General features: G+C 54.9%; 20 protein-coding genes. 11 read left to right on the forward strand and 9 right to left on the reverse strand.

Features of this window, described 5'->3' with window-relative positions; all coding sequences use genetic code 11:
* Nucleotides 1–135: 135 nt before the first annotated feature.
* From pfkA to cpxP, 3 genes are all read right to left on the reverse strand, one after another.
* Nucleotides 136–1,098: a 6-phosphofructokinase gene (gene pfkA / locus AC1UKS_RS21725; RefSeq protein ID WP_265909373.1), complete on the reverse strand. Its 963-nt coding sequence runs from the start codon at nucleotides 1,096–1,098 to the stop codon at nucleotides 136–138.
* Nucleotides 1,099–1,305: 207 nt separating this feature from the next.
* Nucleotides 1,306–2,208 (reverse strand): CDF family cation-efflux transporter FieF, encoded by a 903-nt coding sequence (fieF, locus tag AC1UKS_RS21730; RefSeq protein WP_206404635.1) that lies wholly within the window; start codon nucleotides 2,206–2,208, stop codon nucleotides 1,306–1,308.
* A 119-nt stretch (nucleotides 2,209–2,327) separates the two neighbouring features.
* Entirely contained in the window at nucleotides 2,328–2,837 is a 510-nt protein-coding gene (gene cpxP / locus AC1UKS_RS21735; protein ID WP_482435185.1) for a cell-envelope stress modulator CpxP, read from the reverse strand.
* A 150-nt stretch (nucleotides 2,838–2,987) separates the two neighbouring features.
* Between cpxP and cpxR the strand changes: the two genes are divergently transcribed.
* The 3 genes from cpxR to trmL are packed head-to-tail and all read left to right on the forward strand — an operon-like array spanning nucleotide 2,988 to nucleotide 5,576.
* Nucleotides 2,988–3,686, forward strand: coding sequence for an envelope stress response regulator transcription factor CpxR (gene cpxR / locus AC1UKS_RS21740; protein WP_013200129.1), 699 nt, complete (start codon nucleotides 2,988–2,990; stop codon nucleotides 3,684–3,686).
* Complete coding sequence (gene cpxA, locus AC1UKS_RS21745) at nucleotides 3,683–5,059, forward strand: envelope stress sensor histidine kinase CpxA (RefSeq protein ID WP_013200128.1); 1,377 nt, start codon at nucleotides 3,683–3,685, stop codon at nucleotides 5,057–5,059. Before cpxR ends, cpxA begins: the two co-directional genes overlap by 4 nt.
* A 43-nt stretch (nucleotides 5,060–5,102) precedes the next feature.
* Complete coding sequence (trmL, locus tag AC1UKS_RS21750; protein ID WP_013200127.1) at nucleotides 5,103–5,576, forward strand: tRNA (uridine(34)/cytosine(34)/5-carboxymethylaminomethyluridine(34)-2'-O)-methyltransferase TrmL; 474 nt, start codon at nucleotides 5,103–5,105, stop codon at nucleotides 5,574–5,576.
* A gap of 3 nt (nucleotides 5,577–5,579) precedes the next feature.
* Here the strand turns inward: trmL and cysE are convergent, their stop codons facing one another.
* The 4 genes from cysE to AC1UKS_RS21770 all read right to left on the reverse strand — a co-directional run bounded on the left by cysE (nucleotide 5,580) and on the right by AC1UKS_RS21770 (nucleotide 8,526).
* Complete coding sequence (cysE, locus tag AC1UKS_RS21755; RefSeq protein WP_013200126.1) at nucleotides 5,580–6,401, reverse strand: serine O-acetyltransferase; 822 nt, start codon at nucleotides 6,399–6,401, stop codon at nucleotides 5,580–5,582.
* Nucleotides 6,402–6,470: 69 nt separating this feature from the next.
* Nucleotides 6,471–7,490, reverse strand: coding sequence for an NAD(P)H-dependent glycerol-3-phosphate dehydrogenase (gene gpsA / locus AC1UKS_RS21760; protein ID WP_013200125.1), 1,020 nt, complete (start codon nucleotides 7,488–7,490; stop codon nucleotides 6,471–6,473).
* Nucleotides 7,490–7,954: a protein-export chaperone SecB gene (gene secB, locus AC1UKS_RS21765; protein ID WP_013200124.1), complete on the reverse strand. Its 465-nt coding sequence runs from the start codon at nucleotides 7,952–7,954 to the stop codon at nucleotides 7,490–7,492. Before secB ends, gpsA begins: the two co-directional genes overlap by 1 nt.
* Nucleotides 7,955–8,094: 140 nt before the next feature.
* The gene (locus AC1UKS_RS21770) at nucleotides 8,095–8,526 is read right to left on the reverse strand and encodes a rhodanese-like domain-containing protein (protein ID WP_013200123.1); all 432 of its coding nucleotides are present in this window, start codon (nucleotides 8,524–8,526) and stop codon (nucleotides 8,095–8,097) included.
* A gap of 327 nt (nucleotides 8,527–8,853) precedes the next feature.
* On the opposite strand from AC1UKS_RS21770, the gene envC reads away from it, so the two are divergent.
* The 4 genes from envC to AC1UKS_RS21790 are packed head-to-tail and all read left to right on the forward strand — an operon-like array spanning nucleotide 8,854 to nucleotide 13,283.
* On the forward strand, nucleotides 8,854–10,161 hold the full coding sequence (envC, locus tag AC1UKS_RS21775) for a murein hydrolase activator EnvC (protein ID WP_482435188.1): 1,308 nt from the start codon (nucleotides 8,854–8,856) through the stop codon (nucleotides 10,159–10,161).
* A gap of 3 nt (nucleotides 10,162–10,164) precedes the next feature.
* Entirely contained in the window at nucleotides 10,165–11,091 is a 927-nt protein-coding gene (locus tag AC1UKS_RS21780) for a divergent polysaccharide deacetylase family protein (protein ID WP_265909377.1), read from the forward strand.
* Nucleotides 11,092–11,146: 55 nt separating this feature from the next.
* On the forward strand, nucleotides 11,147–12,382 hold the full coding sequence (locus AC1UKS_RS21785; RefSeq protein ID WP_265909378.1) for a glycosyltransferase: 1,236 nt from the start codon (nucleotides 11,147–11,149) through the stop codon (nucleotides 12,380–12,382).
* Nucleotides 12,375–13,283 carry a hypothetical protein gene (locus AC1UKS_RS21790; RefSeq protein WP_482435189.1) on the forward strand — a complete coding sequence of 303 codons (909 nt, stop codon included), beginning with the start codon at nucleotides 12,375–12,377 and terminating at the stop codon, nucleotides 13,281–13,283. Before AC1UKS_RS21785 ends, AC1UKS_RS21790 begins: the two co-directional genes overlap by 8 nt.
* A gap of 41 nt (nucleotides 13,284–13,324) precedes the next feature.
* Here AC1UKS_RS21790 and tdh read toward each other — a convergent pair whose 3' ends face one another.
* Together tdh and AC1UKS_RS21800 are read right to left on the reverse strand one after the other, a co-directional pair.
* Nucleotides 13,325–14,350: an L-threonine 3-dehydrogenase gene (gene tdh / locus AC1UKS_RS21795; RefSeq protein WP_482435190.1), complete on the reverse strand. Its 1,026-nt coding sequence runs from the start codon at nucleotides 14,348–14,350 to the stop codon at nucleotides 13,325–13,327.
* The gene (locus AC1UKS_RS21800) at nucleotides 14,350–15,552 is read right to left on the reverse strand and encodes a glycine C-acetyltransferase (protein ID WP_482435192.1); all 1,203 of its coding nucleotides are present in this window, start codon (nucleotides 15,550–15,552) and stop codon (nucleotides 14,350–14,352) included. Before AC1UKS_RS21800 ends, tdh begins: the two co-directional genes overlap by 1 nt.
* Nucleotides 15,553–15,783: 231 nt before the next feature.
* Here AC1UKS_RS21800 and rfaD point away from each other — a divergent pair, with 231 nt between their 5' ends.
* The 4 genes from rfaD to AC1UKS_RS21820 are packed head-to-tail and all read left to right on the forward strand — an operon-like array spanning nucleotide 15,784 to nucleotide 19,691.
* Entirely contained in the window at nucleotides 15,784–16,716 is a 933-nt protein-coding gene (gene rfaD, locus AC1UKS_RS21805; protein WP_013200116.1) for an ADP-glyceromanno-heptose 6-epimerase, read from the forward strand.
* A 16-nt stretch (nucleotides 16,717–16,732) separates the two neighbouring features.
* Nucleotides 16,733–17,794 (forward strand): ADP-heptose--LPS heptosyltransferase RfaF, encoded by a 1,062-nt coding sequence (gene rfaF / locus AC1UKS_RS21810; RefSeq protein ID WP_482435193.1) that lies wholly within the window; start codon nucleotides 16,733–16,735, stop codon nucleotides 17,792–17,794.
* On the forward strand, nucleotides 17,782–18,771 hold the full coding sequence (rfaC, locus tag AC1UKS_RS21815) for a lipopolysaccharide heptosyltransferase RfaC (protein ID WP_265909383.1): 990 nt from the start codon (nucleotides 17,782–17,784) through the stop codon (nucleotides 18,769–18,771). Before rfaF ends, rfaC begins: the two co-directional genes overlap by 13 nt.
* Nucleotides 18,768–19,691 (forward strand): glycosyltransferase family 2 protein, encoded by a 924-nt coding sequence (locus AC1UKS_RS21820; RefSeq protein ID WP_482435194.1) that lies wholly within the window; start codon nucleotides 18,768–18,770, stop codon nucleotides 19,689–19,691. Before rfaC ends, AC1UKS_RS21820 begins: the two co-directional genes overlap by 4 nt.
* The last annotated feature ends 17 nt before the right edge of the window (nucleotides 19,692–19,708 follow it).

A 19,708-nucleotide genomic window follows, 5' to 3' on the forward strand; every position in this document is an offset into this window, starting at 1 on the left:
TCCCAAAGGTTTTCGCTGTAGGAGAGCCTGACACAAACCTATCCACGATTTAAAGAATTAAAAACAAGCTTTAATAACCTAATGGAATATAGCAAGGCAGTAAAAAGGCGCTGGGTTTCAGCGCCTTGATTTTGCTTAATAAAGCTTCTTGGCGGTATCCAGCCAGTCACCTTTGAAGGGACGTTTCATGTTTTCAATCGCATCGATGATGTCGTGGTGCACCATCTTCTCATTCTGAATACCGACACAACGGCCGCCGTAGCCCTGCAGCAGCAGTTCAATGGAGTAGGCGCCCATGCGGGACGCCAGAATGCGGTCGTAAGCGACCGGCGCACCGCCGCGCTGGATGTGGCCCAGCACCGTGGAACGGGTCTCACGCTTGGTTTCAGCTTCAATGTACTTGGCCAGCTCATCGATATCGCAGATGTGCTCGGTAATGGCCACGATAGCGTGCTTTTTACCTTTGGCGATGCCCGCTTTGATCTCTTCTACCAGCTCTTCGCGGGTGTAAGGGATTTCAGGTAATACGATAAATTCACAGCCACCGGCGATGGCCGCAGCCAGCGTCAGATCGCCACAGTAGCGGCCCATCACTTCAACGATGGAAATACGCTGGTGAGAAGAAGACGTGTCACGCAGACGGTCGATCGCTTCGACGACGGTTTCCAGCGCGGTGAAATAGCCGATGGTGTAATCCGTTCCGGCCACGTCATTATCAATGGTGCCCGGCAAGCCGATGCACGGGAAGCCCATCTCAGTAAGACGCTTGGCGCCCATGTAAGAACCATCACCACCGATGACCACCAGCGCATCAATCCCGCGCCTTTTCATGTTCTCGATGCAAACGGTACGCACTGACTCTTCACGGAACTCCGGGAAACGCGCGGAGCCCAGGAAGGTGCCGCCACGATTAATCATGTCAGATACGCTGTAACGGTCCAGATTGGCCATGCGATCTTCATACAGGCCCAGATAGCCATCGTAAACGCCACACACTTCCAGGCCTTCGCTCAGGGCGGCACGTACCACGCCCCGGATGGCTGCGTTCATTCCTGGCGCATCGCCACCACTTGTCAGTACACCGATTTTTTTAATCATGACAACCTCTGAACTTGTTGATGCAAAATTAGAATTCTGAGCGCCCTGGAAGGTCGGCGCATAGGCGAGCTTACCCACTAATGATGGCAATAGTATATCAAAGCCAGGCAGCTGAATTGATTCAGGTCAGTCATGATTCAGCTATTTTTTTTGCGCCGCGTCACGTTTTTCACAATCATTGCGCTAACCCATTTATTTCCCGAGGAATTATAGATCAAGTCCCCGCGCCCGTTCAGCCGGCACCACCGAGCAGGGATCCTGATGAATGATCACATCCGACCCCGGAAAGCGGCTTAACAACGCCTTTTCAACGTCTTCTGCCATTTTGTGCGCCTGAAAAAGGGGCAAATCATCGTCCATTTCCAGATGCAGCTGAATAAAACGGGTTGGGCCCGACTGACGGGTACGGATATCATGCGCGCCCTGAACGCCCGGCCAGTTTGTGGCGATATCAATGATCGTCTGTCGGTCTTCATCCGGCAATGCCCGATCCAGCAGCGCCTGAACGGCATCGTAGCCCATGCGCAATGCGCTGGTTAAAATCCACACGCCAATTCCCAGCGCAAACAGCGCATCCGCACGCTTAAAGCCGTACCAGCTTAGCCCCAACGCCAGCAGAATGGCCCCGTTCATGATCACATCAGACTGGTAATGCAGCATATCGGCGCGGATAGCCACACTACGGGTGCGCTTAACCACCCAACGCTGGAAAGTGACTAACACCAGAGTGGAAAACAGGGCAATCAAGGTGACGACGATACCGATTAACGGTCCGCGCATTTCATTGGGCGTCGCGAGGTGTTGGAGACCGGTGAGGAACAGGAACAGCGCAGAGCCGGAGATAAACATGCTTTGGGCCAGCGCGGCCAGCGATTCTGCCTTGCCGTGACCAAAGGTATGCTCGCGGTCAGCAGGCTGAAGGGAGTAGCGGACCACAAAAAGATTGGTCAGTGAGGCGGCAATATCGACGAGGGAGTCAACCAGGGCGGCCAGCAGGCTGACGGAACCGGTGTACCACCAGGCAAAAATCTTCACCAGCAGCAGCACTGAAGCCAGCATCGTGGCGGCGAGTGCGGCGCGATTCACCAGACGTGCGTAGTGTTGATCCATGCCACACTCCCTTAAGTTGAGTGCGTAAGTATACTGGATTTCAGGCAAAAAAAAGCCCCGCCATCATGGCGGGGAAGACAGGGATGGTGTCTATGGCAAGGAAAAACAGGGATACTATGTTACTGGTTACTGCCGGTACTACTCACTGCCTGCAGCGATGACGCCTGCTGCATGTTCGTTAGCTTGCGCATTTCACTCATGCGCTGCTGATGTTTCTCGTTTAAAACGTCCTGCTGGGCTGGTGTTAACAGGTGGTACATCTGGTTGCGTATCCGGGCCATTTCTACCTGCCGCGAGACTTCCGCCTGTGCAATCTTATCCAGCTGAGCTTTATAGGCCGCTTCATCAAATTTATCTGCAATAATCTTCTCGTGCAGTTGTTCTAAATCGTTAATACTTATGGAAGAACGATCATGACGCGCCTGTTGCATCAAATCTCGCATCTGTTGACGCTGCTGTTCGGTGAGATTGATGCCATCAAACATGTGACTCTGCGGAATTTGCGTCATACTGCGTGTCGCCGCGTTGTCTTGATGCATCTCGTCAGTCGTCGTCACTGCTGCAGAACAGGCGGCGGAGAAACTGATCATCAGCGCCGGAACCACAACGACGGCGGTAACTTTGCGCATCGTTTACTCCCAGGTTGGTTTCCATTTTCGATTCAACGAGAGCCAGTCTACGGCGCCCGCTGCAAACATGCGTCAGCCGGTGTAAAACTACGTAAAGTCATGGAATGACAGCATTCGTTCACGGTATTTTGCCTGCGGAGGGCAATAAAAATGAATAAAATCCTGTTGGTTGACGATGACCGCGAATTGACTTCGCTGCTGAAAGAATTACTTGAAATGGAAGGGTTTGACGTTCTGGTTGCCGGTGACGGCGAGCAGGCACTCACCCTGATTGATAACACGATAGATCTGTTACTGCTCGACGTCATGATGCCGAAGAAAAACGGTATCGATACCCTGAAAGAATTGCGTCAGCAACACCAGACGCCGGTCATTATGCTGACGGCACGCGGAAGCGAGCTGGATCGCGTTCTGGGCCTCGAACTGGGTGCAGATGACTATCTGCCTAAGCCATTTAACGATCGCGAACTGGTGGCGCGTATACGCGCTATTTTACGCCGTTCAAACTGGAGCGAGCAGCAACAGCAACACGATAACAGCTCACCGACGCTGGAAGTCGATCACCTGCGCCTGAATCCAGGCCGCCAGGAAGCCAGCTTCGACAGCCTGACGCTGGATTTGACCGGGACGGAGTTCACGCTTCTGTATCTACTTGCCCAGCACCTTGGACAGGTGGTCTCTCGCGAACATCTGAGCCAGGAAGTGCTTGGAAAACGCCTGACGCCGTTCGATCGCGCGATCGATATGCATATCTCTAACCTGCGCCGGAAACTGCCGGACCGCAAAGATGGTCATCCCTGGTTTAAAACCCTGCGTGGCCGCGGCTATCTGATGGTTTCCGCTACATGATTTCAAGCCTGACCACCCGCATCTTCGCTATTTTCTGGCTGACCCTGGCACTGGTGTTGATGCTGGTTTTAATGGTGCCAAAGCTGGATACCCGTCAGATGACGCCGCTGCTGGATAACGAGCAGCGTCAGGGCACCATGATTGAACAACACGTTGAAGCGGAGTTGATGCAGGATCCGCCCAACGACCTGATGTGGTGGCGCAGACTGTTTCGCGCAATCGACAAATGGGCTCCGCCTGGTCAACGGCTTTTACTGGTCACCAGCGAAGGTCGCGTGATCGGCGCACAGCATAACGAAATGCAGGTGATCCGTAATTTTATCGGCCAGTCTGATAACTCCGATCATCCGCAGAAAAAGAAATACGGCCGCGTTGAGATGGTTGGCCCCTTCTCGGTTCGCGACGGAGAAGATAACTACCAGCTTTACCTGATCCGCCCGGCGGGCAGCTCACAGCTAGACTTTATCAATCTGTTGTTTGATCGTCCTCTGCTACTGCTGATTGTCACCATGCTGATCAGCTCGCCATTGCTGCTTTGGCTGGCCTGGAGCCTCGCCAAACCGGCCCGTAAGCTTAAGCATGCTGCCGATGATGTGGCGGCTGGTAACTTGCGCCAGCGTCCCGAACTGGAATCAGGCCCGCAGGAGTTCCTGGCGGCCGGTGCCAGCTTCAACCAGATGGTCAGCGCCCTGGAAAGAATGATGACCGGTCAGCAACGTCTGCTGTCGGATATCTCACATGAACTGCGTACCCCTCTGACTCGCCTGCAGCTGGCCACCGCCCTGATGCGCCGTCGTCAGGGTGAAGGCAAAGAGCTGCAGCGTATCGAGATGGAAGCACAACGGCTCGATGGCATGATCAACGACCTGCTGGTGCTCTCCCGCACTCAGCATAAAAATGCGCTGGTCAGCGAAGCGATGAAAGCCAACCAGCTGTGGTCAGGCGTGCTGGATGATGCCAAGTTTGAAGCCGAGCAGATGGGCAAAACCCTGGACGTGCCCTATCCGCCAGGCCCATGGCCGCTGTACGGTAACCCGAGTGCGCTGGACAGCGCGCTGGAAAATATCGTCCGCAATGCGCTGCGCTACTCCTACTCCAAAATCGCCGTCAGTTTTTCAGTGGATAAACAGGGCATTACCATCCACGTTGATGATGATGGCCCAGGCGTCAGCGCGGAAGATCGTGAGCAGATTTTCCGGCCGTTCTACCGCACTGATGAAGCGCGCGACCGTGAATCCGGTGGAACCGGGCTGGGTCTGGCGATTGTCGATACCGCCATCCAGCAACACCGGGGTTGGGTCAAAGCGGATGACAGCCCGCTGGGCGGTTTGCGTCTGACAATCTGGTTGCCGCTCTATTCCAGCAAAGCCTGATTGTTTGCTATGCTTCGGCCCTCGCTAATGAGGGCCGTTGTCGATGCTGAATATCGTTTTATTTGAACCTGAAATCCCACCCAATACCGGGAATATCATCCGTCTTTGCGCCAATACCGGCTTTCAACTGCACCTGATTGAGCCGCTGGGCTTTGCCTGGGATGATAAGCGCCTGCGCCGTGCCGGGCTCGATTACCATGAGTTCACCGCCATCAAACACCACGCTGACTATGCCGCGTTTCTGTCTGCAGAAGCGCCACAGCGGCTGTTTGCGCTCACCACAAAAGGCACGCCCGCGCACAGCGCGGTGAGTTATCAGCCGGGTGATTACCTGTTGTTTGGACCGGAAACGCGGGGATTGCCAGCCGACATTCTCAATGCGCTGCCGGCACAGCAGAAGATCCGAATCCCGATGCAGCCGGACAGCCGCAGCATGAATTTGTCTAATGCTGTCTCAGTGGTGGTATACGAGGCGTGGCGCCAGCTGGATTACGCTGGCGCAGTGGTGAAGGCGTAAACGTCAGATCCCGTCGCCGAATTCGAAGCCCGGCACGGTGCCATTGAAGTGCTGATCCATCTCCATCGAAGGCTTGTCGCTGCTCGGCTTGCCAACGATGCGGGCAGGAACGCCAGCTGCGGTGGTGTGTGGTGGAACCGGTTGCAGCACGACCGAACCGGCACCAATTTTCGCCCCGCGTCCCACTTCGATATTGCCGAGGATTTTAGCTCCGGCCCCGATCATCACCCCTTCGCGAATTTTCGGATGGCGATCGCCGCTGGTTTTGCCGGTACCGCCCAGCGTAACGGATTGCAGAATCGAGACATCGTCTTCAACCACCGCCGTTTCGCCAATGACAATGCCGGTGGCGTGATCGAGCATGATGCCGCGGCCAATTTTGGCCGCCGGATGAATATCCACCGCAAACGAGACCGACACTTCGTTCTGCAGATACACCGCCAGCGCGCGTCGTCCTTCATTCCACAGCCAGTGACCAATACGATAGGCCTGTAAGGCGTGGAAGCCTTTCAGGTACAGCAAGGGCGTGGAGTATTTATCGATTGCCGGGTCACGCTGACGGACGGCCTGGATATCACAGGCTGCCGACTGGATCATCGACGGGTCCTGATTATAGGCTTCCTGCACGATTTCACGGATGGCGATGGCAGGCATGATCGGATTGGCCAGCTTGTTGGCGAGCATATAGCTCAGCGCACTGCCCAGATCGTCGTGCTTCAGCAGCGTCGCGTGGTAAAAACTGGCTAGCATCGGTTCGCAGTCAGCCAGGGCCCGCGCTTCCGCTTTGATATAATCCCAGACCAGTTCAGGTTCTACACACGGCATTGCTCTCTCCACATCGAAAAAATAGCGCCCGGCGACTGCCTGCGCGCTATATCAGTTTGCATCCCTTTCTCAACTGGCGCTGTTTTCGTCTTTCCTTGTGCGCCCAAGTAAGCTCAATGCTGCCTCTCGCGCATTTTTTTCGCAATACAGAACCTGATAAATTTGCTCGGTTATTGGCATCTCAACGCCGCAGCGCGCAGCCAGAGCCTTAACCTCTTTGGTATTTCGGAAACCTTCCACTACCTGACCAATGGTCGTTTGCGCCGCTTCCACGTCAATTCCCTGTCCCAGCATCATGCCAAAGCGACGATTGCGTGACTGATTATCGGTACAGGTCAGCACCAGATCGCCTAATCCCGCCATGCCCATAAAAGTGGTGGGATCGGCACCGAGAGCGGTACCCAGCCGGGTCATTTCAGCGAGGCCACGGGTAATTAATGCGGTACGCGCATTGGCACCAAAGCCAATCCCATCGGAGATGCCAGCGCCAATAGCGATCACGTTTTTCACCGCACCGCCGAGCTGGACGCCAACAAAGTCCGGATTGTTATACACACGGAAGCTTTTACCGCAATGCAGCAGCGTCTGCAGGTCATCAGCAAATTCGCTATCCGTTGCCGCCAGGGCGATCGCCGTCGGCAGACCCGCCGCCAGTTCTTTGGCAAAGGTCGGGCCGGAGATCACTGCCAGCGGAATATCCGGACCGAGGATCTCACGCGCGACATCCTGCAGCAGACGTCCGGTCTCTTTTTCCAGGCCTTTCGTGGCCCAGACAATGCGGGAGTCAGCGCGCAGATGCGGTTTAATTTGCTGTAGAACATCGCCGAACACATGGCTGGGAACCACCACCAGCAGATCGCGACTGGCAGCGATCGCACTGGCCAAATCGGTTTCAAGGCTCAACGAATCAGGGAAAGGAACATCGGGCAGGAAAGCCGCATTACAGCGGTCAGCCTGAAGCTGAGCCTGATGGTGTGGGTTGTGTCCCCACAGCACCACGTTGTGCCCGTTACGAGCCAGCGTGATGGCTAAAGCGGTGCCGTAAGATCCGGCACCGAGGACGCTCATTGAAGCGTTAGCGTGAGGCATTATGCATCCTGTTGAGGAGCGGCGCCTTCGTTTGACTGCTGAAGATAGTTCATGAACAGCGCGTCAAAGTTCACTGGCGCCAGGTTAAGCTGCGGGAAGGTACCGCGTGAAACCAGGCTGGTGATGCATTCGCGAGCATAAGGGAACAGGATGTTCGGCGAGTATGCACCGAGGCAATGCGCCATCTGGTTACCGTCGATACCGGAGATAGAGAAAATACCTGCCTGCTGAACTTCACACAGGAACGCAGTATCTTCGCCCACGGTTGCCGTTACGGTCACACGCAGTACGACTTCATACACGTCTTCTGCCAGCTGGCTGGAAGCCGTATCCAAATCCAGTTTCACTTCTGGTTCCCACTCTTTCTGGAAAACCTGAGGCGCGTTAGGCGCTTCAAAAGAGATATCCTTGGTGTAAATACGCTGGATCTGGAAAGCCATCTCGGTGTTGTTTTGCTCTGACATGTTACGTAATCCTATTGGTTAATAATCCGTTATTTCGCCACTCGCCCGTCTTATTTAAGTAGCGGGTCGAGGCCAGAAAAGCCATCTAGCGCGAACTGGTCTTCACAGCCAACAAAGTGCTGCGCATCACTACATCAGTCTTACTTTCCACGTACCAGCGGCAGGTTTTCACCACTCCAACCGGAGACGCCATCTTTCAGAATGGAGACGTTTTCAAAACCGGCCGCGTTCAGCTGAGCAGCGGGTTCTGCAGCGGATGTGCCGTTGGCACACACCACGATAATCGGTTGCGCTTTATGCTTCTCTAATTCGCCAAAGCTGCCTTTTTTGATGTCAGCGGCCAGCACGTTGATGGCATTGGAGATATGGCCCTTACGGTAGTCATCACGCCCACGCACGTCGACCACCACGGCTTCTTCTTTGTTAATCAAACGGGTTGCTTCACCGCGGCTAATCGTTTTTATCTTGGAGAACATACCCTTAACGGTAGTCACGATCACCAAAACCAACAGGACAACCCACGCCAGACTAAGAATGGTGTGGCTGCCTGCGAACTGCATAATATCTTGCATGAGGGGTAACAACTCCCGAAAGGGTTAATAAGCTAAAACAAGGCTTCTGAGTATACCTGCCAGTATTGTCATGTACAGTCATGAAGCCGTCAGAGTTGCGTTTTCTGAGGCAGATTCCCAAAAAAAATTGCCTTAAGTGTAAATGCCCGTGTCAGTGCGAGTTCGCTGCAATCCTGAGCGGTTATTTGTTGTGCAAATCTGCCTGACACTTCCCCGCAGGATCGCCTGCCCAGCGACTGGTTTCAGGCAACGCTGTCACTGGTGGAAATGCAAAAGCCGGGACAGATGGCTGGTAAGCTGCTGTTCATCGTGGAATAATCTGGTCCTATGAGGGAAAAAGCGCCAGTTTCAACTTTACGAACACAAGGTAACGGATCTGCCACAGGCGTTCTGTTGCGATCTCATGTGTTCAGCCTGTCTGCCAGCGTACTTTGCGCCGGTCTTTTGCTGTCGTCTTTTGCCAGCCACGCGGCCGACGATAATAAGTCGCAGCTCTCCAGCCTGCAGCAGGATATTGCAGCGAAAGAGAAGAGCGTTTTGCTGCAAAAGCAGCAACGCGGCAAGCTGTTGGCGCAGCTGACCAGCCAGGAAAAGATCATTGCTCAGGCCAGCCGCCAACTGCGTGAAACCCAAATCACCCTCACCGGGCTGAATAAGGACATTTCAGCGCTGACGGCCTCGATTGGCAAGCTGGAGGCGCAGCAAGCCAGCCAGGAAAAGCTGCTTGCCGAGCAGCTTGATGCAGCGTTCCGTCAGGGACAGCACAGCGGCGTCCAGCTGATCCTCAGCGGCGAAGAGAGCCAGCGCAGCGAGCGCATCCTCTCCTATTTTGGCTATCTTAACGATGCCCGCCAAAAATCAATTGATGACCTGAAAAAGACCCGCAGCGACCTCTCTGCACAGAAAGCGTCTTTGGTGGATAAACAGGCGCAGCAGAAATCCTTACTCGACCAGCAGCAGTCGCAACAGCAGAAGCTGGAAGGTGCGCGCGTTGCCCGTAAGAAAACGCTGACCACGCTGGAATCTTCTCTCGAAAAAGATCAGGCGCAGTTGGTCGATATGCGAGAAAACGAGAGTCGCCTGCGCGACAAAATTGCCAAAGCTGAACGGGAAGCCAAAGCCCGGGCAGAGAAAGAAGCGCGCGAGGCGGAAAAAGTCCGTCAGCGTCAGGCTCAGGCGAAGAGCAAAGGCACCACTTACAAACCGACCGAAGGTGAGCGTTCATTGATGGCGCGCACCGGCGGATTAGGCCGTCCTTCTGGCCAGGCCGTATGGCCGGCGCGCGGCACGATTGAACATCGCTTCGGCGAACAGCTGCAGGGTGAGCTACGCTGGAAAGGCCTGGTGATTGACGCACCTGAAGGCACCGAAGTGAAAGCCATTGCCGATGGCCGCGTTCTGATGGCCGACTGGCTACAGGGCTACGGTCTGGTGGTGGTGGTAGAACACGGCAAAGGGGATATGAGCCTTTACGGCTACAACCAAAGTGCGCTGGTGAGCGTGGGAACTCAGGTTAAGGCAGGACAGCCAATCGCACTGGTCGGGACCAGCGGCGGCCGGGGCACGCCTTCACTCTATTTCGAAATCCGACGCCAGGGACAGGCCGTCAATCCACTTCCGTGGTTAGGAAAATAACTTTTGTCACACCTCCGCAAAATGAGTGGCGTGCTGGCAGGCCTGTTAATGGCCTGTACGGCACACGCCGGGAAACTCTCTATCGTCATCGATGATTTTGGTTATCGTCCGAAGGAAGAGAATCAGGTTTTGCAGATGCCGAAGAACATCTCTGTCGCGGTTCTGCCTAACGCCACCCACGCCCGTGAAATGGCGACCAAAGCCCACCAGCTGGGTCACGAAGTGCTGATCCATCTGCCAATGGCGCCCCTGAGCAAACAACCGCTGGAAAAAGACACCCTGCGCCCGGACATGTCCAGTGCGGAGATCGAACGCATTATTCGTGAAGCCGTAGCCGATGTGCCTTTTGCGGTCGGCCTGAACAACCATATGGGCAGCGCGATGACCTCCAGCCTGCCGGGGATGCAGAAGGTGATGCAGGTCCTGGATCACTATAATTTCTACTTCCTCGACAGTATGACCATCGGTAACAGCCAGTCGACGCGCGCCGCCGCCGGAACCAGCGTCAAGGTGCTGAAGCGCCGCGTGTTCCTCGACGATACGCAGAACGAAGCGGATATCCGCAAGCAGTTCACGCGTGCGGTGCGCCTGGCCCAGCGTGATGGCTCCGCCATTGCCATCGGCCATCCGCATCCCACCACCGTCAGGGTATTGCAGGAAATGCTGCCAACGCTTCCGGCAGACGTGACGCTGGTTCGTCCAAGCCAGTTGCTGAATGAGCCCCAATCCACCGGCCGCCAGCCGTTGCCACCGGCTGAAAAACCGCGTAATCCGCGCCTGAGCGTGAAAAGCTGTCCGGTGAAGATTGCACCGGTTCCGGCAACCCGAGCACTGAGCGTGGTGGCTGAAAGTATTGGCAACAGCGCGGGCATGCGTTATATCGATACGCACTTTAGCGGGTTGAAGCTCGATATCGGGACCCAACCTTAATTTTTTCTGCAGCGTCCCTGACTGAAGGGACGCAGGCCCAGAGAGTCGCGGACACATGGAAGATCAGCGTAAAAAAATTCTGTTGCTGGATACCGGAAATGAATGGGGTGGCGGCACCAACAGCATGCTTGAGCTGTTGAAGCGTATCGACCGCAGTCAGTTCGATATCCGCTGCTGCTTCTACCATAATTACCGCCGGGGTAAAGGTGACACCATTGCTGACGTGCTGGAAGCGCTCGGCATCCCGGTGATGTTTATTCCGCAACGCAAGCAACCTCGCTGGGCGAAAGTCTGCAAAGAACTGCTGCGATCGCTGGTGTTTTTCAGTCGTCCGTTACGGCTGAAAACGACCCGTTGGGTGGATATGCTTTGGCGCATCAAGCCCAATGCGAGACGTATCGCCGAGGCAATTTCCCGCCAGAATATTGATTTGCTCTACATGAATAATCAGCCGGGATCGAACGCTGAAGGCTATCTTGCGGCCGAAGGTTTACCGATTACCCTGGTGCAGCATTGCCGCATTGAACCGGTCCTGAACCGCGAATTGGTCGGGATGGTGAATCAGCGCGCGGATGCAATCATCGCGGTATCAAACGGCGTCCGCGAAGTGCTGATCGCCCATGGCGTCGTGGCCGAAAAATGCTTCACCGTATTCAATGCTATCGACATCTGGCAACCGCTGCCCTCCCGCGATGCGATGCGGCAACAGCTGCTGGCGCTGGATAACCGCACCTTTGTGTTTGGCAGCATCGGATCGTTAATCCCCCGCAAATCCAATCACCATATTTTGCAGGCGCTGGAAACGTTTGCCGCGTCCTTCCCCCAGGCCGACTGGCGGATGGTGATCCTCGGCGAAGGCCCGGAAGAAGCGGCGTTAAAACGTCAGGCGGCTCAGGCCGGTATTGCGGATCGGGTGATTTTTACCGGTTTTCGCCCCAATGCCCTGGAATATCTGGCCGCGCTGGACGTGTTTATTCTGGCGTCCAAAAGTGAAGGGTTGCCGCGCGTGGTGCTGGAAGCCATGTTGCTCAATACCGCGGTGATTGGCTCGAAAGTCACCGGCACCGCCGAGCTGATCTCGCCGGATAAAACGGGCTTGTTGTTCGATTACGGCGATACCGATACCCTGTTTGAGCAGATGAAGACGCTGTATCTTGATGCGGAAAAACGCACGACATTATTGCAACAGGCCAACGCCAACGTGAAAGCGCACTATGCTATTGAGCATTACGTCGCAGGCGTGGAATCTATTTTGAAAAATGCGTCACATGGAAACTCTTCGCATGTTTGAATTCCTGAACCCTCAGTTCCGCCACATTCGTTCACGCCATAACCTCTCTTATCAGCAGAAAGAGGTGCAAGGCGCAACACCGGTCACTTCCATTGTCATTCCCTGTACGGGCGCTGACTTTGTCGAAGAGGCGACCTTAAGCGCGTTATTTGCATCGCGTTTTGCGCCTGATGCAGAAGAGATTGTCATCGTCACCGATCAGCCTGCCGCACAGTTTGGCGAACTGCCGGCGAAAACCCGGGTGGTGACGCTGGACGTGCCGTTACGGGAAGAGAACTACCGCTATAAACAAATTTACCGCAGTCGGTTGATTAAGCTTCAGGCGCCTTTGCAGGCAAAAACCGACGGCATTTTGATGATCGATTCCGATCTCAATCTGCTGAAAATGCCCGATATCAACATGCATGACGGGCATATCTATTCCAGCTTCCGCCAGGGCAAGATGATCGCCAAACTGGCCAATGCGCCTGAGCAAAACCGACCGGCTTATTACCGCAATAGCGTCAGACCTTATATTGTTGACCATGTGAATGGCGCTTTTCTTGCCGCGACACGGCAGACGTGGAAACGCATTTGCCCACTGTGGTTAACACTTTTCCAGGATACCTGGGAATTAATGGATGATTCGCAGCCACCCACCGATCAGCTCCCACTGGCTGCATTGTTGGATATGCTGGATCTGAAGACGGTAAACCTGGGTGACTGGATGAACTGGCCGGTTTCCAAGAAGATTGGTGGCACCACCGCAGTGGTCCCGAAAGAGGTGGTTGGCGCGCATGGCGGCTTCCCGCTTTCGGAATGGCAAAAGTATCTGCAGTCATCCGATACGCCATTGACCTTTAAAGGTCAGGATTACACCCGCAAGGTGCGCTATCTGACGGATGCCGAAAAGCTCAAATAGCTTTGTCATTGGGTCGGCCCATTGCCGACCCAACAGATTGATTACCAGTCCAGAATCACCTTGCCTGAAAGGCCCGAGCGCATTTGATCAAACCCCGCCTGAAAATCATCAATCCCAAAATGATGGGTAATGATCGGCGTGATATCCAGCCCGGACTGGATTAATGCCGCCATTTTGTACCAGGTCTCGAACATTTCCCGGCCATAAATCCCTTTGATAAACAGTCCCTTGAAAATCACCAGATTCCAGTCGATCGACATCTCTGAAGGGGGGATGCCGAGCAATGCAATTCGCCCACCGTTGTTCATCACGCTTAACAGCGTTCTGAACGCTGCCGGTGCGCCAGACATCTCCAGTCCTACGTCAAATCCTTCGATCATGCCCAGCTCCTGCATCACGTCCTCCAGCTTTTGCTGGCTGACGTTCACCGCGCGGGTCACCCCCATCTTACGGGCCAGATCGAGGCGATAGTCGTTCACGTCGGTGATCACCACATGCCTGGCGCCGACATGACGGCAGATTGCGGCCGCCATAATACCAATCGGGCCGGCACCTGAAATCAGCACATCTTCGCCGACCAAATCGAATGACAGCGCCGTATGCACCGCATTACCAAAAGGGTCGAAAATCGCCGCCAGCTCATCAGAAATGTTGTCGGGAATACGAAAGGCATTAAACGCGGGGATCACCAGGTACTCCGCAAAACAGCCCTGCCGGTTAACGCCAACGCCTACCGTATTGCGGCAAAGATGGGTTTTCCCCGCCCGGCAATTTCGGCAGTGCCCACAGGTAATATGCCCTTCCCCGGAAACCCGATCGCCCAACGAGAACCCCTTCACTTCCTGACCGATGCCGACCACTTCACCAACATATTCATGCCCGGTGATCATCGGCACGGGAATGGTTTTCTGCGACCACTCATCCCAGTTATAGATATGCACATCCGTGCCGCAAATGGCGGTTTTACGAATTTTGATCAGCAGGTCATTGTGACCCGGCTCAGGGACAGGCGCATCGTGAACCATCCAGATCCCTTCTTCCGCGCGCAGCTTCGCTAATGCTTTCATCACGCCTCCTTAATCACGCCAAGCTTTTTGCCAATCCGGCTGAAAGCATCCACCGCATGAACTAGCTGCTCATGGCTGTGTCCCGCCGAGATTTGCGTGCGGATCCTTGCCTGCCCTTTCGGTACCACGGGATAGAAGAAGCCGGTGACGTAGATGCCCTCCTGCTGCAACAGCCGGGCAAATTCCTGCGCCACTTTCGCTTCGCCAAGCATCACCGGAATAATGGCGTGATCGGCGCCGGCCAGGGTAAAACCGGCTTTGGTCATTTCGGCACGGAAAAATTTCGCGTTGTCCCACAGACGCTGGCGTAAACCATCTCCTTCGGTCAGCATATCCAGCACACGTATTGAGGCGGCAACAATGGCCGGGGCCAGCGAGTTCGAGAACAGATAAGGGCGGGATCGCTGGCGAAGCCATTCGATCACCTCTTTTTTAGCCGCCGTGTAGCCACCCGAAGCGCCACCCAGCGCTTTGCCCAGCGTACCGGTAATGATATCGACCCGGCCCATCACCTCGCAGTATTCGTGCGTGCCCCGACCGCCTGCGCCCACAAAGCCAACGGCATGAGAATCATCGACCATCACCAGCGCGCCGTAGCGATCCGCCAGATCACAGATGCCCTTGAGGTTGGCGATCACGCCATCCATGGAGAAAACGCCGTCGGTGGCGATCATGATATGGCGCGCGCCGGCCGCTTTGGCTTCTTCCAGCCGCGTTTCCAGTTCCGCCATATCGTTGTTGGCATAGCGGTAACGTTTAGCTTTGCATAACCGTACGCCATCAATAATCGACGCGTGATTCAGCGCGTCAGAAATAATCGCATCTTCCGGCCCAAGCAGCGTTTCGAACAAACCGCCGTTAGCATCAAAGCAGGAGGAATAGAGAATGGCATCTTCCATGCCCAAAAATTCCGCCAGCTGCTTTTCCAGCTGTATATGGCTGTCCTGCGTGCCGCAAATAAAGCGTACCGACGCCATGCCAAATCCGTGGCTGTCCATGCCTTCTTTGGCTGCCGCTATCAGGGCGGGATGATTAGCCAAACCCAGGTAATTATTTGCGCAGAAGTTAACGACTTTCCCGCCGCCTTCCAGTTCGATATGGGCCTGTTGCGCGGAGGTAATCAGGCGTTCGGACTTAAACAACCCTTCCGCCTCGACTTCCCGTAATTGTTGCGTAAGTTGCTGATAAAATGGCGATGACATTTTCATACTCCGAAACAGGCTTAGTAGCGGAATATCTTACTGAACGGTAAGGGATGGGACGAGGATACAGATCGTGTAGTGTGATTTTCGCAGCATAATTAACGCCAGCTTCCAACAATTACATTCCGTTACGGAGTCATCTGGCTGTCTGACGCCGCATCAGATGTTATGATAAGAGGCATTAGCGTGTGAAACCTCCCGTTTCACCCCCCTGTTTAAAGGTTAATGCTCATGATTATCGTCACCGGCGGCGCAGGACTTATCGGTAGCAACATTATTAAAGCGCTGAATGACAAAGGCCATACCGATATCCTGGTGGTCGACAACCTGAAAGACGGCACCAAATTCGTCAATCTGGTGGATTTGAATATTGCCGATTATATGGATAAAGAAGACTTCCTGATCAGCATCCTGGCCGATGAAGATTTCGGCGATGTTGAAGCGATCTTCCATGAAGGCGCCTGCTCATCCACCACCGAGTGGGACGGCAAGTACATGATGGACAACAACTATCAGTACTCCAAAGAGCTGCTGCACTACTGCCTTGAGCACGAAATCCCGTTCCTGTATGCCTCTTCCGCAGCCACTTACGGCGGCCGCAACGATAACTTTATCGAAGAGCGCCAGTATGAAGAGCCGCTGAACGTCTACGGCTATTCCAAAATGCTGTTCGATCACTATGTCCGTCAGATCCTGCCGGAAGCGGGTTCGCAGGTCTGTGGTTTCCGCTACTTCAATGTGTATGGTCCGCGTGAAGGCCATAAAGGCAGCATGGCCAGCGTGGCTTTCCACCTGAACACCCAGTTAAACAACGGCGAAAATCCAAAGCTGTTTGAAGGCAGCGACACCTTTAAGCGTGATTTTATCTACGTGGAAGATGTGGCGTCGGTGAACCTGTGGTTCTGGGAAAATAACGTTTCCGGCATCTTCAACTGCGGTACCGGTCGTGCCGAGTCGTTCCAGGAAGTGGCCGATGCGGCGCTGAATTTCCATCAGAAAGGGGAAATCGAATACATTCCTTTCCCGGAAAAACTGAAGGGACGCTACCAGGCCTACACCCAGGCGGATCAAACCAACCTGCTGGCAGCGGGCTATGACAAGCCGTTCAAAACCGTTGCTGAAGGCGTCGCTGAATATATGGCTTGGCTGAACCGCAAGGCGTAACGGGACAATTCCGGCAATGAAGATTCTGGTAATCGGCCCTTCTTGGGTTGGCGATATGATGATGTCGCAAAGTCTCTATCGCACGTTGAAGGCAGCTGAACCCGACGCGGTGATTGATGTGATGGCACCCGCGTGGTGCCGTCCGCTGTTATCGCGTATGCCAGAGGTCAACGAAGCCCTGGCGATGCCGCTGGGCCATGGTGCGTTGGCATTAGGCGAGCGTCGTCGTCTGGGCAAAGCCTTACGCAGCAAAGGTTACGATCGGGCTTACGTGTTGCCCAACTCGTTTAAGTCCGCGTTGGTTCCCTTCTTTGCCGATATCAAAACCCGCACCGGTTGGCGGGGTGAAATGCGCTACGGGCTGCTGAACGACGTGCGGGTGCTGGATAAAGCCGCGTGGCCTTTAATGGTTGAGCGCTATGTCGCGCTGGCCTACGACAAATCGCGCTTTACCCAGGCGGCACAGCTGACGCAGCCGCTGCTATGGCCAAAGCTGCAGGTCAATGAGGCTGAAAAGCTGACAACTGCAGCAGAGTTTGGCTTATCTGCAGATCGTCCCGCGATCGGCTTTTGCCCTGGCGCAGAATTTGGTCCGGCAAAACGCTGGCCGCATTACCACTACGCTGAACTGGCGCAAAGCCTGATCAACCGGGGTTATCAAATCATTCTGTTTGGTTCGGCCAAAGATAAAGAGACGGGCGAACAGATCCTGCAAAGCCTGCAGGAAGATTCCCGTGCGCATTGCCGCAATCTGGCCGGTGAAACCCAGCTGGAACAGGCGGTGATTTTGCTGGCGCATTGCCGCGCGGTGGTGAGCAACGATTCCGGTCTGATGCACATTGCCGCCGCGCTGGATCGTCCGCTGATCGCACTTTACGGACCAAGCAGCCCTGACTTTACGCCGCCGCTATCTGACAAAGCACGCGTCATCCGCCTGATCACCGGCTACCACAAGGTACGCAAAGGGGACGCGGAAGAAGGCTATCATCAGAGCCTGATCGATATTCAGCCTGAGCGGGTAATCGCCGAGCTGACGGCCTTGTTAGCGGATGACGAGGAAAAAACATGCACGTCCTGATTGTTAAAACCTCCTCAATGGGCGACGTGTTGCACACGCTTCCGGCGCTGACCGATGCCATGCAGGCGATTCCCGGCATTCGCTTTGACTGGGTGGTGGAGGAAGGCTTTGCGCAGATCCCCGCCTGGCATCCTGCCGTGGATAAAGTGATCCCGGTGGCCATCCGCCGCTGGCGTAAACACTGGTTTGGCAGTGAAGTCCGCGAAGAGCGCTTCCTGTTCAAACGCGAAGTGCAGTCGCGCCAGTATGATGTGGTGATCGATGCGCAGGGGCTGATCAAAAGCGCCGCGCTGGTCACGCGCATTGCAAAAGGCGTTAAGCATGGTCAGGACAGCCGCAGTGCGCGCGAACCTTTCGCCAGCTGGTGGTATGACGAACGCCATGAAATCAGTAAAAAACAACATGCCGTGCAGCGGACTCGCGAGCTGTTCGCTAAAAGTCTGGGTTATCCCATGCCGGAGAGCGAAGGGGATTACGCCATCGCGCAGCATTTCCTTAACGAGCCGCCATCGGATGCCGGACAGTACCTGGTGTTTCTTCATGCCACCACGCGTGATGCCAAACACTGGCCTGAAAGCCATTGGCGCGAGCTGATTGGTTTACTCGCCGACAGCGGCCTGAGGATTAAATTGCCGTGGGGCGCTGACCACGAACACCAGCGCGCCATCAGGCTGGCCGAAGGGTTTAGCCATGTCGACGTGCTGCCTAAGCTGACGCTTGAGCAGGTTGCCCGCACGCTGGCAGGCGCCAGAGCAGTGGTTTCCGTCGATACCGGTTTAAGCCATCTAACCGCCGCGCTGGATCGCCCGAACATCACGCTTTATGGCCCGACCGACCCGGGATTGATAGGCGGTTACGGCAAGAACCAGTGCGTGCTGCGCCCCGAGCAGGGCAATAATATGGCCTCGATTACCGCTGAGAATGTCATGTCGATGCTCTCGCCCGCTATCGCCCTACCGGTGCCGTTAAGCGAATGACTAATGCCTGCCCGCTCAGCATCCTGATTGCCGCCCATAACAGTGAAGCCTATCTTGCTGCAACGCTCGACAGCATTGTGGCTTCATTGGGTGAGGCACTCGATCACGCTGAAATCATCATCCTTAATGATGGTTCCACGGACGGCACGCAGGCCATTATCGATCGCTATGCACGGCAATTACCCCGTCTTCGCTGCGCCCTCTCGGCTCACCGAAACGTCGGTAAAGTTCGTAATCAGGCGGTGAGTATGGCGACGGGCGATTACCTGCTGATGGTGGACAGTGACGACCAGCTGCTGCCCAATGCCTTGCGCGATCGTCTGGTTACCTTGCAAGCGCACGCGCCGGACATTTTTCTCAGTAAAATTATTGAAGTGCGTGGAGAGATTGCCAATCAGCCCGTCTGGCAGGGAAACGCGCCTGAAATACTGACTCAGCATCAGTCAGTAGAGCGGTTTCTGATCCATCGCGACTATCAGGCACATTTCATTGGCCAGTTTTTTGCCCGTCATCTGCTCCAGCAGCACGCTTTTCCAGACTTCATTTGTTATGAGGACAGCTGGTTATTTCCACTGTTATTGACACTGAGCCAGAAGACGCTTTATTCAGACAGCGGATTCTATCTCTATCGCAAACACGCCAACAGCCTGTCTTCCGCGATAGATGAGCGGAAAATCGACTGTCTGATTGCGGCAACGCAGCATATGGATGAGGTTTTACCCGCTAACTTTGCCTCGCTAATTACCTGCCACTGGCTGGATATTGCCAATCGCTATCCAGACGCGCTGCGGAGCAGCGGACAGGACAGGATCGTCAACGCGCGTATTGGTCGGGTCAGTCTGAGCCGTTTCCTGTTGGATAGAAAAATCAGACTCAGCTACAAAAGAAAAATGCTGCAGGTGCGTAAACGGGGTCTGTGAAGACCCCGGTAAAAACG

The sequence above is a fragment of the Erwinia sp. AK-PDG3-5 genome (assembly GCF_056821705.1).